Raw genomic sequence first — 12,251 nt, forward strand, 5'->3', positions numbered from 1 at the left:
GCTGACCTGAGCTGAGCTGGGCTGGGCTAGGCTAGGCTAGTTTGGACCGGGCCAGACTTGCCCCACACCAAAGCAGATAGCGGGCCCCGTCCACCCCATACATGACTGCGGCCCGAATGTGCACACCAGGGTAGCGAAATTCCGGATGGGGTCATTCCGCTTACAGGCTTGGGACATCTTGAAGCCCCCAAAATCCATGCGCAGCGCATCCTGAATTATGGTGTCACCATCATGTGATGGACATCTATCAGAACGAGACACCACCAACAAAAAAGGCCGCCCACAAGGGCGGCCTTTTTCAGGAATATTTCAACTGACGATCAGTTGGTCAGGGCAGCAATCTGTGCACGGGCAATTTCGAGCGCGCGCTCGGCATTTGCCTTGTCGTGGGCAGTGCTGGCTGCCTTGAGGTCGGCAGTTGCCTGCTCAAGACGTGCCTGTGCTTCGTCAGCTTTCAGATCGGCAACCGGAACCGCTTCTTCTGCCAGAATGGTGCAACGCTCGGGATTAACCTCTGCGACACCACCGGCGACGAAGATACGTTCGGAAACCTTACCACCTGCATAGATGTCGATGACACCCGGACGAATGGTCGAGATCATCGGCGAATGCTTCGGCAGCACACCAAAATTCCCGTCCGTGCCCGGAACAACGACCATCTCGACCGGCTCTGATTTGAGCAGGGCAGACGGTGAAACAAGTTCCAGTACAGTCGTATCAGTCATGACAATCCTCGCTCCTTAGCCGGAGGGGGACCGAAACTGCCTTAGGCAGCTTCGGCCATCTTCTTGGCTTTTTCGATGGCTTCTTCGATGGTGCCGACCATGTAGAATGCCTGTTCCGGCATGTGGTCATATTCACCAGCGCAGATCGCTTTGAAAGCCTTGATGGTGTCTTCGAGCTGAACGAATACGCCCGGAGTACCGGTAAAGACTTCTGCAACGTGGAACGGCTGCGAAAGGAAACGCTGGATCTTACGGGCACGTGCCACGATCAGCTTGTCTTCTTCCGAAAGCTCGTCCATGCCGAGGATGGCGATGATGTCCTGAAGACCTTTGTAGGTCTGAAGAACACGCTGAACTTCACGAGCGGTCTCGTAGTGTTCCTTGCCAATCACGCCCGGATCGAGTGCACGCGAGGTGGAATCGAGCGGGTCAACTGCCGGATAGATGCCAAGCTCGGCAATCTGACGGTTCAGCGTGGTGGTTGCATCAAGGTGAGCAAACGAGGTTGCCGGTGCCGGGTCAGTCAAGTCATCGGCCGGGACGTAAATTGCCTGAACCGAGGTAATGGAACCTTTTTTGGTCGAGGTAATACGTTCCTGCAGCGCACCCATGTCGGTTGCCAGCGTCGGCTGATAACCCACAGCAGACGGGATACGACCGAGAAGTGCCGACACTTCCGAACCAGCCTGGGTGAAGCGGAAGATGTTATCAACGAAGAACAGAACGTCCTGGCCTTCTTCGTCACGGAAGTATTCCGCAAGGGTCAGACCGGTCAGAGCAACACGTGCACGTGCTCCCGGGGGTTCGTTCATCTGGCCATAAACCAGTGCGGCTTTGGATTCGCCTTCCGGATTGATAACGCCCGATTCCATCATCTCGTGATAGAGGTCGTTACCTTCACGGGTACGTTCACCAACACCAGCGAAAACAGAGTAACCGCCGTGGCCTTTGGCAACGTTGTTGATCAGTTCCATGATCAGAACGGTTTTACCAACGCCTGCACCACCGAACAGACCGATTTTACCACCTTTGGTGTACGGTGCGATAAGGTCGATGACCTTAATGCCGGTAACCAGAATTTCGGTGTCGGTTGCCTGATCGATGAAGTCAGGTGCTTCACGGTGGATCGGTGCGGTTTTGGTCGCGGTAACCGGACCACGTTCGTCAACCGGCTCGCCGATCACGTTCAGAATACGACCAAGGGTTTCCGGACCAACCGGAACCGAGATCGCGTCACCGGTGTCGATGACTTCCTGACCGCGCTTCAGACCTTCGGTGGTGTCCATTGCGATCGTACGGACCGCATTTTCACCAAGGTGCTGTGCAACTTCGAGAACCAGACGCTGACCGTTGTTGTCAACATGCAGCGCGTTCAGAATGGGAGGCAGTTCGCCGTCGAATTTAACGTCGACGACGGCGCCCATTACCTGGGAAATTTTCCCCGCCTTCTTGTTCGCCATAGGTATTGTCTCCTGCTCGGACAAAGCTATCCGTTAACTTCCTGCGACCCGCTTACAAAGCCTCGGCGCCGGAAATGATTTCAATCAGTTCATTGGTGATCTGAGCCTGACGTGAGCGGTTGTACTGGATGCTCAGTCGGTCGATCATGTCGCCGGCATTGCGGGTTGCGTTATCCATCGCGGACATACGCGCGCCGTGCTCGGATGCGCTGCTTTCAAGCATTGCACCGAAAATCTGGACGCCAACGTTACGCGGCAGCAAATCAGCCAGAATGGCTTCTTCGGACGGTTCGTAGTCATAAACCGCAGAAGAACCAGTAGCTTCTTCCTGCTCAGCAGCTTCTTCACCGACAAACGGGATGAGCTGCTGTGCTGTTGCCACCTGCGAAATCGCGGACACGAACTTGTTGTAGAAGATCGTGCAGACGTCGAATTCGCCTTCGTCATACAGCGCCAGAACTTTATCGCCAACTTCGGAAGCAGAAGAGAAATCAATGCCCTTCTTGCCTTCGATGCCGGTATACCGGGCGACAATACTGTCACCAAATTCACGCTTGAGCGCATCTGCGCCTTTGCGGCCAACACAGATCAGCTTGACCGTTTTGCCTTCGGCCTGCAGGGCCTTGGCTTTCAAACGGGCAGCTTTGACGATCGATGCGTTGAAACCACCGCAAAGGCCACGGTCAGCGGTGAAGACAACGAGCAGATGCACATTGTCTTTACCCGAACCGGCCAGAAGCTTCGGAGCGCCTTCATTGCTACCGACGGCGGTTGCAAGACGACCCAGCATCGTCCCCATGCGTTCAGCATAGGGACGGGCTGCTTCGGCTGCATCCTGTGCACGACGGAGCTTGGAGGCTGCCACCATCTTCATCGCCGAGGTAATCTTCCTCGTCGATTTGACGCTGGCAATGCGCGAGCGCAGATCCTTCAAACTAGCCATTGCGTTTCCTCCTTCGCCTAAGTTTCAGTCTTACGCGAAGGTTTTCGCGAACTTGTCGAGGAACGCTTTAAGCTTGGTTTCGCTGTCTTCCGACAGAACCTTCTCGGTGCGGATCGCATCGAGGATATCAGCACCAGCGGAACGAATTTCCGACAGGAACTGGTCTTCGAAAGCGCGAACTTTGTTCACTGCGATACCGTCGAGATAACCTTTAACACCAGCATAGATCACGACGACCTGCTCTTCGACCTTGAGCGGCGAGTACTGCGGCTGCTTGAGCAGCTCGGTCAGACGTGCGCCACGGGCCAGAAGTTTCTGGGTTGCCGGATCAAGATCCGATGCGAACTGTGCGAATGCTTCCATCTCACGATACTGAGCGAGTTCCAGCTTGATCGAGCCGGCAACCTGCTTCATCGCTTTGATCTGTGCGGACGAACCAACACGCGAAACCGACAGACCAACGTTCACAGCCGGGCGTACGCCTTTGTAGAACAGGTCGGTTTCAAGGAAGATCTGACCGTCGGTGATCGAGATCACGTTGGTCGGAATAAACGCCGAAACGTCGTTACCCTGGGTTTCAATGACCGGAAGTGCGGTCAGCGAGCCAGCGCCGTTTTCGTCATTCATCTTCGCAGCACGTTCCAGCAGACGGGAGTGCAGATAGAAGACGTCACCCGGGAATGCTTCACGTCCCGGCGGACGGCGAAGCAGAAGCGACATCTGACGATATGCAACTGCCTGCTTGGACAGATCATCATAGAAGATGGTTGCGTGCATGCCATTGTCACGGAAGTACTCGCCCATTGCGCAAGCAACGAACGGTGCCAGGAACTGCATCGGCGCCGGGTCGGACGCGGTAGCTGCAACGACAATGGTGTTTTCCATTGCGCCGCGCTCTTCGAGGACCTTGACAACCTGTGCAACGGTCGAACGTTTCTGACCAACTGCAACATAGATGGAGAACATCTTGTCGCTGTCGGATTTCGCTGCATCGTTCACCGGCTTCTGGTTCAGAATGGTGTCAACGATGATGGCGGTTTTACCGGTCTGACGGTCACCAATGATCAGCTCACGCTGGCCACGGCCGATCGGGATCAGGGAGTCAATCGACTTGATACCGGTCTGTACCGGCTCGTGAACCGATTTACGCGGGATGATGCCCGGTGCTTTGACGTCGGCAAGGCGACGTTCTTTGGTTCCCAGATCGCCTTTACCGTCGATCGGGTTACCCAGTGCGTCAACGACGCGGCCGAGAAGTTCTTTACCAACCGGAACGTCAACGATGGCGCCAGTACGTTTAACCTGGTCACCTTCCTTGATCGAACGGTCAGAACCGAAGATCACGACACCAACGTTGTCTTCTTCGAGGTTAAGGGCCATGCCCTTAATGCCACCCGGGAAGTCAACGAGTTCACCAGCCTGAACGTTGTCCAGACCGTAAACACGGGCAATACCATCACCGACGGACAGAACCTGACCGACTTCGGCAACTTCGGCTTCAGCGCCAAAATTGGCAATCTGATCCTTGAGAATAGCGGAGATTTCCGCGGCGCGGATTTCCATCACGCAACCCCTTTCATAGCGAGCTCGAGCTTCTGCAGTTTGGTACGAAGCGAGGCATCAAAAACCCGGGAACCGACCTTGACGACAAGACCGCCAAGAACCGCCGGATCAACTTTAAGGTCCACTTTGACAGTGGCGCCGACAACTTCTTTGAGAGCGCCGGTAACGGCTTCGATTTGCTCTTTTTTCAACTCGGATGCCGAGGTGACCTGTGCGGTTACTTCGCCATTGTGAGCTGAGAGCATGGAAAGGTAGGAATCGATAACACCCGGCAGGGCAAACAGACGACGCTTCTGAGACAGAAGTCCTACGGTCTTCTTGGTCAACTCGGAAACGCCAAGCTTGTCCAGAAGAGCCGCCATCGCCTTGGCCTGCACGTCCCGGGAAATCACGGGACTGCGGAGTACATTCCGGAGGTCATCGCTGTTTGCGATGGCCTGGTCGAGCAATTCAAGATCGCCTTTCACAACATCAAGCTGCTTGGCCGAATTGGCCAAGTCAAAAAGTGCAGTGGCATAGCGCCCTTGGAGCCCGGTCGCGGCAGTATTTTGGGACACCGGTGAAAGCCCTCAATTCTGGTTATGAGAACGACTCGGATACGTATAAAAAAATGGTCTCCCGAAAGGGTCTCCTTCCGGGAAGCGAGCGTTTGGTATCACATGTCCATGGCGTGGGCAACCCCCGCGCAAGCGCATTTGGACGCTCTTTTTCATTCTTTGGCAAAGAAGGCCCGAAACACCGCGAAAACACCCGTTTTTGCGGGGGATGTACGACTATTTTATAACGTGCCCTTATCAACCAAACGGCACTTTGGGTATTCGATCACGCTATTTTCGCGACGAATCCCCCGATTTGGACGAACATTCTTTTTGGCCGACCTGCTCAAAACAGATCAAAGCCCGGCAAAAGTGTAACCGAGTTCACACCTGAGATACCCGGCGCACGGCCATGAACCGATAAACTTCGCCCCGATATCCTGCACTTAAATTAGGTGTTGGCATTCCGCTTATATATAAAGACAGGCGTGCCCGGGACATCATGTCAGGGCACCGCTTGTCACGCATCAGATATGAGAACCGGTACCGTCGCCTTTTGACTGCCAGTTTCGCGACCGGTTGATGGCCATCTTTGCATCGCATTGCGCGCCGAGTTCCAGGCCGAACTGATCCATCAGCCGATATAGCAATATCATCACGTCGGCGGCCTCTTTGCCGATTTCGGACAGATCACGCTGATCAATGGCATCACCAAGTTCATGCATTTCGAGCATGGCGCGATCCCAAAGTGCTTTCGGATCGGTCACCGGACCAAAGGTTTCTTCCGCCCATGCACAGATTGATTGTTGGCTTTCGGTCCGTGCATTATTGTTTTCGCAATGCTTTTTCACTTTAAATCTCTGTCTATATCAAGTTGCACCGGTTCCCGCCGCCCACAACGGACGACAGAAATGAGAAAACCGATCGACACACGCCATGAAACAAATGCCATCTTCAAGATGGCAGCTGTTTGCCTGACCCTGTGTGTCTTGGTGTTTTCATACAGCACCGCCCAGGCACGAACACTGATTATCGAATGTCTGAGCGAACCGCCCCTTAAATGGTGGTCCAATGACAAGGCGCTTGGCATCGATGTCGATATCATGACCGAAGTTCTGCGCGAAATGGGGATCACGGATTACACATTCCGCTTTGTCGATACCGGTCGACGGTTGCTTCATAATGCCGAACAGGGGCAATCCGATATTGTGCTGACCCTGTCGCTGAATGATGAACGCGAACGCTTTCTGACCTATCCAGAAGAAGCCCACCTGCTGCTTGACTGGCGTTTTGCCATTCGCAAGGAAGACAGCAACCATATCCGGTTTTCCGATTTTTCCGATCTGTCCAATGTCCGGATCGGGGCTGCTGCCGGCTATTCCTATACACAGGCATTCTGGGAATCCGGACTGGATATCGAAACGGTTGCCCGCAACGATCTTTTGATTCCGATGCTGTTGCAGGAACGCTTTGACGCCGTACCGGTCAATTATCTGAGCACTGTTTTTGAAACCATCCAAAGCGGTGAACGCAGCAAGATTGCCTTTTTGTATCCACCGCTGCGCCGGGCGGCCTATTACAATCCGTTTTCCAAGGCATCGGATTACCCTGACAAACAGGTTTTCCTGGACCGCTATGACGAAATCATCCGTGAAATGCGCGATGACGGGCGGCTTTTGGCAATTTTTGAACGCTACCTTGGCCCGGATGGGCTGGATTGGTGGCAGTCACAATATTCCCAATAAACCGAACCTGATCATTTTTACATGAAGCTATACGGGTCGATATCGACCTGCACTCGCACACTGCCCGGTGTTTTGACCTTTGATAGCCAGTCATGAATAAGCGCCTGCATCTTCACCCCTTTATCCGCACGGATCAGGAAACGACGGCGATAGCGCCCGCGTAACAGCGATAGCGGTGCTGGTGCCGGTCCCAAAATCATCAGGCCATCCCCACGCGGCGCAGCCCGGCCGATCCGCCATGCGGCTTCGTCGACTTCGTTTTCCTTTTTGCCGCTGATGATAAGGGCGGCAAGTCGCCCATGCGGGGGCATGCCATGGGTCATGCGCTGGGACAGTTCGACCTCGTTAAAGGCATTGCGATCACCAGCAGCAATCGCCTTGATCACCCGGTTGGCCGGATCGGCTGTTTGCAAAATGACCGTGCCCGGTCGATCACCACGCCCGGCACGCCCGGCGACCTGGGTCAGCAATTGATAGCTGCGCTCAGCCGCCCGCAAATCCCCGCCCGCCAGACCAAGATCTGCATCGACAACCCCGACCAGGGTCAGCATCGGAAAGTGATACCCTTTGGCAAGGATCTGGGTCCCGATCAAAAGATCGACTTCATGATTGTGAACCCGCTTGACCAGTTCGGCGGCGGCCTTTGGCCCCATGATATTATCGGATGTCGCGACCTCGACCCGGATATCGGGAAAGGTTTCGACCGCTTCTTCAAACAGGCGCTCCACCCCCGGACCGCACGGCGCCAATTTGCCCTCGGCCCCGCATTCCGGACAGGTATCAGGGGCCTTGGCCTGATAACCGCAATGATGGCATTGCAGCTTTCCCCAGGCACGATGTTCAACCAGCCATGCCGTACAGTTCGGGCACTGGAACCGATGCCCGCAGGCCCGGCACAGGGTCAATGGCGCATAACCCCGCCTGTTCAGGAACAGCATCGCCTGTTCCCCGCTGGCAAAGGTTTCGACCAGCCGCTTTTTCAGCGTCGGCGTGATCCAGCGATTGCGTTCGGGTTTGTCCGAACGGATATCGATGATTTCGACACTGGGCAAAACCGCCGCCCCGTGACGACTACCAAGCTCGACACGCTGATAGCGGCCGGCTTCGACATTGGCCAAAGTTTCAAGCGACGGCGTCGCCGATGCCAGCACCACCGGAATATTGCCAAGATGGGCCCGCGCCACAGCCATGTCGCGCGCGTGATAAATCACGCCGTCTTCCTGTTTGAAGGCATGTTCATGTTCCTCATCAACCACAATCAGACCAAGATCGTGATAGGGAAGGAACAAGGCCGACCTGGCGCCCACCACAAGTTTTGCCGATCCGTCTGCCACCGCCCGCCAGGTATCGCGACGCCGCGCCTGCCCGACTTCAGAATGCCACAGGGCCGGGTTCACACCGAACCGGTCGCGAAAACGTTGCAACCACTGAGCCGAAAGGGCGATTTCGGGCAACAGGACCACCACCTGCTTGCCTTGGGCAAGGGCGGCACGGATCGGTTCAAAATAGACCTCGGTCTTGCCTGATCCGGTGATGCCATCAAGAAGGGTACAGGAAAACCCGCCACGTTCGACCTGTGCACACAGGGCATCTGCCGCCGCTGTCTGTTCATCCGAAAGATCGGGCCGCGGGATTTCAAGATCCGGCAGATCAAACGGCGAAGGCGGGGTCACCATCAAGCGTTGCACGGCACCTGCTTCGACCAGCCCCTTGACCACACTGGCCCCGGCACCGGTTTCGCGCAGGATATCGCCTTGCTCCATGGGGGGATGATCGGCAAGAAACGCCAGAACGCGTTTGCGCGGCGGTGTCATACGCAGCGACGCCGCATCAAAATCCGCATTGAGCGTGAATCTGAAAATCGGTTTGGGGGCTTCAAGGGCGTCAGGCACACTCATTGCCATGCGCAAAACCGCCCCTTGCGGGGCCATGGTATAGGCCGACACCCAGTCAACGAACCGGCGCGTTACATCGGCCATCGGTTCGGTCGGGAGAACGCCGTAAATTTCACGCAGTTTGGACGACTCGACATCGCCCTTGGCCGGTCCCCAGACAACACCACGCTGGTTTTGGCGCCCCAGCGGAATTTCGACAAAGTCGCCGGGTGCCACAGAAATGCCTTCCGGCACCAGATAATCATACGGCCCCGCCAAAGGCAGCGGCGGCAACACAGAAATCGTCTGTGCGGTTACCTGAAAGGCCGGATCATCAGCAAACAGATTTCCAGATGTGGCCTTTGCGGCACTCATATATTATAAACCCCGTGAGATTGCCTGTAGCGCCGAACCTGATTTGCGGGTTCCGGGCCGTCAGGCAAAGACGTAAACGGTCCCACAGCCATGGGTTTGGTCCCGTCATCAGATGGCTCTGACCCTAGCAGCTAACCGCATCATTGAACAACAGGTCCTAAACAGGAAATCCAATGAAGTTTTTCATCGATACCGCTGACATCGACGCAATCCGCGAACTCGCCATGTCCGGCCTCGTGGACGGTGTCACCACCAACCCGTCGCTGGTAGCAAAAACAGGCCGACCGTTTCTCGAACTGATCAAGGAAATTTGTGACGTTGTCGACGGCCCGGTCAGCGCAGAAGTTGCAGCGACCGACTACGACACCATGGTTGCCGAAGGCCGCAAACTGGCGAAAATTGCCGACAATGTTGTCGTCAAGCTGCCGCTGACGGCTGATGGCCTCAAAGCTTGCCGTACCTTCACGGACGAAGGCATCCAGACCAACGTTACCCTTTGCTTCTCGGTTGGTCAGGCGATCCTGGCTGCCAAAGCTGGCGCGACCTATGTGTCGCCGTTCGTTGGCCGTCTTGATGACATCTCGTCTGATGGCATGCAGCTGATTGCTGACATCTGTGAAGTTTACAACAACTACCCGAACTGGACGACCGAGGTTCTGGTTGCTTCGGCCCGTGGCCCGCAGCACGTTGTCGACTCGGCACGCCTTGGTGCGGATGTTGTCACCATCCCGCCGCAGGTTCTTGGCCAGCTGACCAAACACCCGCTGACCGACAAGGGGCTTGAGACCTTCCTGGCGGATTGGGAAAAAACCGGCCAGTCGATCCTTTAAGTCGTCCCGCAATCCGGCACGACAGATAAAAACCGCGCGTCCGCCGGTTTTTAACATGCATTTAACCCGGCTGCCCGCATTGTGGCAGCCGGGTTTTTTATTTCTAATTTTTCAAGCCGGAACCGATGGAAAAGACAGCTTTGCGCGCCGACGATGTCGTCAACTACCTTGCCGAGAATCCTGATTTCTTTACGACGCGTCCGGACTTGCTTGAAAGTCTTGAATTGCCGGTGCGCGAGCTGGGCAATGGCGTTGCCGACATGCAGCAATATGTCGTGGCGCGCCTGCGCGATGAACGCGAAAAGCTGCGCGGTGCAACCAGCGAACTGATCAATATTTCCAAATCCAATCTTGAAACCCAAAGCCGCATTCACCGGGCAGTTCTGGCATTGCTGAATGCGCGCGGTTTTGAAACCTTTGTCGAAGCACTTCAGGACCTTGTGCCCGAACTGCTTGATCTTGACGCGATTGCGCTGTGCTTTGAAGAATGCGACGAGGCCCCGGTGCCAAGCTGTGGCGGCCGTGTCCGGCGCCTCGTTGTTGGTGCTGTTGATCAGGTTCTTGGCGAAGAACAGGATGTCTGGCTGTTGCCGGATGATGCCGGGGATGAGGCGATCTTTGGTCCGCGGGCCGAGGAAATCCGGTCAGCAGCAATCGTCCGCCTTGCACCATTTTATGGCGATCCGGTCGGTATCGTTGCCTTTGGCGTCAAGGAACCGGGATATTTCAGCCCGGCCCAGGCCAATGATCTGATCATGTTCCTGGCATCCGTGATCGAGTTCGGGGTACGCAGATGGCTGACCCAAACGGTCTGATCGCCCTTAAACTGCCCGACGACCTGCGCGAAGCCATTGCCGACTGGCGGGGGTGGCTTTGCGATGAAAAACGCGCATCCGATCACACTACGGATAACTATCAGGCCGACCTTTATGCCTTTTTGGGGTTTGTCACCGACCATCTTGGCGCGGTCCCTGATCTGAAAGATTTGCTGCGTCTGAACCCGCGCGATTTTCGAAGCTGGCTGGCCCGGCGCAGCATGGATGGCATGGCCAAAACATCAACGGCGCGTGCGCTGTCATCGCTGCGCAATTTTTACCGTTTTCTCGAACGGTCAGGGCGCGGGCAAAATGCCGCCGTGCAATCCATCCGCAACCCGCGCCTTCCGCAATCCACACCCAAACCGCTGACACCCGATGATGCGATGGCGGTGCTTGAAAATGCCGATGCCTGGCAGGATGAGCCATGGCTTGGGAAACGCAATCTGGCATTATTCACCCTGCTTTATGGATGCGGGTTACGTATTTCCGAAGCACTGGACCTGAACGCCAATCAACGCCCGACCGGGGATTCGATGGTGATCACCGGCAAAGGCAACAAACAGCGCCTTGTCCCGGTCTTGCAGATTGTGCGTGATGCCATCGATGATTATATCCGCGCCTGCCCGTTTGCCCCGGACGGGGATGAGCCGCTTTTTGTCGGCGCGCGCGGCAAACGACTGGTCGCACAGGTCGCCCAACGTGAAATGCGCAAGGTCCGCGAACTTTTGAACCTGCCCGATACGGCGACCCCGCATGCGCTGCGCCATTCCTTTGCTACCCATCTTCTGGCCGGTGGCGGGGATTTGCGCACCATTCAGGATTTGCTCGGCCATGCGTCGCTTTCGACCACCCAGCGCTATACCGCGGTCGATACCGAACAGTTGATGGCGGTCTATAACGGCACCCATCCCCGGGCGCGGCAGCGATAAACCATCATTCCGGAAATTTGGCGGAAACGATCCGGGTTTCCAAGCGTTGGCACTGTATCATTCACCCAACGGGAGACCGCCATGAAACTGTTTCGCTCACGCCGTTTTGACGCCAGCCCGAAGCACCGCCAGGTCTATAGCGCCTATGAGATTGCCTATTCGACAGTCGATCTGCTTGCTGCGGTGTTGTTCATCATCGGCAGTGTGCTGTTTCTTGATAAGGCCACGATGCATGTCGGGACGTGGCTGTTTATCATCGGCTCGGTCCTTTTCGCGGCACGCCCGGCTGTAAGGCTGGCGCGCGAACTGCATCTTTCGGGACTTGGCGATGGCAAGACCGACCATCAGCATGCCGATCAGTCCGCACAAAGCTGAGCTCTGCTTTGGCCTTAGCGCGCATTTTGCAAAATTTCGTTTCCACCGGCTTGCAGTTCCCCCTTACACTGCCCGCAA

At 55.9% G+C, this 12,251-nt stretch carries 12 protein-coding genes; 5 read left to right on the forward strand and 7 right to left on the reverse strand.

The genetic code is table 11. The features are described 5' to 3' along the window. Positions 1-320 precede the first annotated feature (320 nt). The 6 genes from atpC to CU041_RS13300 form a co-directional block, all read right to left on the reverse strand. Complete coding sequence (atpC, locus tag CU041_RS13275) at positions 321-725, reverse strand: ATP synthase F1 subunit epsilon (RefSeq protein ID WP_068519900.1); 405 nt, start codon at positions 723-725, stop codon at positions 321-323. A gap of 41 nt (positions 726-766) precedes the next feature. After that, a complete protein-coding gene (gene atpD / locus CU041_RS13280) occupies positions 767-2,185 on the reverse strand; it encodes a F0F1 ATP synthase subunit beta (RefSeq protein ID WP_068519901.1) in 1,419 nt (472 codons plus the stop codon). Positions 2,186-2,237: 52 nt separating this feature from the next. Then, a complete protein-coding gene (locus CU041_RS13285; RefSeq protein WP_101247280.1) occupies positions 2,238-3,128 on the reverse strand; it encodes a F0F1 ATP synthase subunit gamma in 891 nt (296 codons plus the stop codon). A 30-nt stretch (positions 3,129-3,158) separates the two neighbouring features. Then, positions 3,159-4,691 carry a F0F1 ATP synthase subunit alpha gene (gene atpA / locus CU041_RS13290; RefSeq protein WP_068519903.1) on the reverse strand — a complete coding sequence of 511 codons (1,533 nt, stop codon included), beginning with the start codon at positions 4,689-4,691 and terminating at the stop codon, positions 3,159-3,161. After that, positions 4,691-5,248, reverse strand: a complete 558-nt coding sequence (locus CU041_RS13295; RefSeq protein ID WP_068519904.1) for a F0F1 ATP synthase subunit delta — start codon at positions 5,246-5,248, stop codon at positions 4,691-4,693. The genes atpA and CU041_RS13295 overlap by 1 nt, the downstream gene beginning before the upstream one ends. A 506-nt stretch (positions 5,249-5,754) precedes the next feature. Further along, positions 5,755-6,078 (reverse strand): nucleoside triphosphate pyrophosphohydrolase family protein, encoded by a 324-nt coding sequence (locus CU041_RS13300; protein ID WP_101247281.1) that lies wholly within the window; start codon positions 6,076-6,078, stop codon positions 5,755-5,757. A gap of 60 nt (positions 6,079-6,138) precedes the next feature. On the opposite strand from CU041_RS13300, the gene CU041_RS13305 reads away from it, so the two are divergent. Next, positions 6,139-6,972, forward strand: coding sequence for a substrate-binding periplasmic protein (locus CU041_RS13305; protein ID WP_101247282.1), 834 nt, complete (start codon positions 6,139-6,141; stop codon positions 6,970-6,972). A 17-nt stretch (positions 6,973-6,989) separates the two neighbouring features. On the opposite strand, the gene CU041_RS13310 is transcribed toward CU041_RS13305, so the two are convergent. Further along, positions 6,990-9,221: a primosomal protein N' gene (locus CU041_RS13310; RefSeq protein ID WP_101247283.1), complete on the reverse strand. Its 2,232-nt coding sequence runs from the start codon at positions 9,219-9,221 to the stop codon at positions 6,990-6,992. A gap of 173 nt (positions 9,222-9,394) precedes the next feature. Between CU041_RS13310 and fsa the strand changes: the two genes are divergently transcribed. The 4 genes from fsa (at position 9,395) to CU041_RS13330 (ending at position 12,173) form a co-directional block, all read left to right on the forward strand. Next, positions 9,395-10,051, forward strand: coding sequence for a fructose-6-phosphate aldolase (gene fsa / locus CU041_RS13315; RefSeq protein ID WP_068519907.1), 657 nt, complete (start codon positions 9,395-9,397; stop codon positions 10,049-10,051). Between the two features lie 125 nt (positions 10,052-10,176). Then, positions 10,177-10,866: a DUF484 family protein gene (locus CU041_RS13320; protein WP_068519908.1), complete on the forward strand. Its 690-nt coding sequence runs from the start codon at positions 10,177-10,179 to the stop codon at positions 10,864-10,866. Continuing rightward, complete coding sequence (locus CU041_RS13325; protein ID WP_101247284.1) at positions 10,845-11,798, forward strand: tyrosine recombinase XerC; 954 nt, start codon at positions 10,845-10,847, stop codon at positions 11,796-11,798. Before CU041_RS13320 ends, CU041_RS13325 begins: the two co-directional genes overlap by 22 nt. A gap of 81 nt (positions 11,799-11,879) precedes the next feature. Next, complete coding sequence (locus CU041_RS13330) at positions 11,880-12,173, forward strand: YrhK family protein (RefSeq protein ID WP_101247285.1); 294 nt, start codon at positions 11,880-11,882, stop codon at positions 12,171-12,173. Positions 12,174-12,251 lie beyond the last annotated feature (78 nt).

It is taken from the genome of Thalassospira povalilytica, assembly GCF_002844235.1.
Lineage (GTDB): Bacteria > Pseudomonadota > Alphaproteobacteria > Rhodospirillales > Thalassospiraceae > Thalassospira > Thalassospira povalilytica.

What these genes read in the sequence shown, in the direction of transcription:
- CU041_RS13320 (WP_068519908.1), top strand. Translation starts at nt 10,177, where the DNA reads ATGGAAAAGACAGCTTTGCGCGCCGACGATGTCGTCAACTACCTTGCC.
- fsa (WP_068519907.1), top strand. Translation starts at nt 9,395, where the DNA reads ATGAAGTTTTTCATCGATACCGCTGACATCGACGCAATCCGCGAACTC.
- CU041_RS13330 (WP_101247285.1), top strand. Translation starts at nt 11,880, where the DNA reads ATGAAACTGTTTCGCTCACGCCGTTTTGACGCCAGCCCGAAGCACCGC.
- atpA (WP_068519903.1), bottom strand. Translation starts at nt 4,691, where the DNA reads ATGGAAATCCGCGCCGCGGAAATCTCCGCTATTCTCAAGGATCAGATT.
- CU041_RS13310 (WP_101247283.1), bottom strand. Translation starts at nt 9,221, where the DNA reads ATGAGTGCCGCAAAGGCCACATCTGGAAATCTGTTTGCTGATGATCCG.
- atpD (WP_068519901.1), bottom strand. Translation starts at nt 2,185, where the DNA reads ATGGCGAACAAGAAGGCGGGGAAAATTTCCCAGGTAATGGGCGCCGTC.
- CU041_RS13285 (WP_101247280.1), bottom strand. Translation starts at nt 3,128, where the DNA reads ATGGCTAGTTTGAAGGATCTGCGCTCGCGCATTGCCAGCGTCAAATCG.
- CU041_RS13325 (WP_101247284.1), top strand. Translation starts at nt 10,845, where the DNA reads ATGGCTGACCCAAACGGTCTGATCGCCCTTAAACTGCCCGACGACCTG.
- atpC (WP_068519900.1), bottom strand. Translation starts at nt 725, where the DNA reads ATGACTGATACGACTGTACTGGAACTTGTTTCACCGTCTGCCCTGCTC.
- CU041_RS13305 (WP_101247282.1), top strand. Translation starts at nt 6,139, where the DNA reads ATGAGAAAACCGATCGACACACGCCATGAAACAAATGCCATCTTCAAG.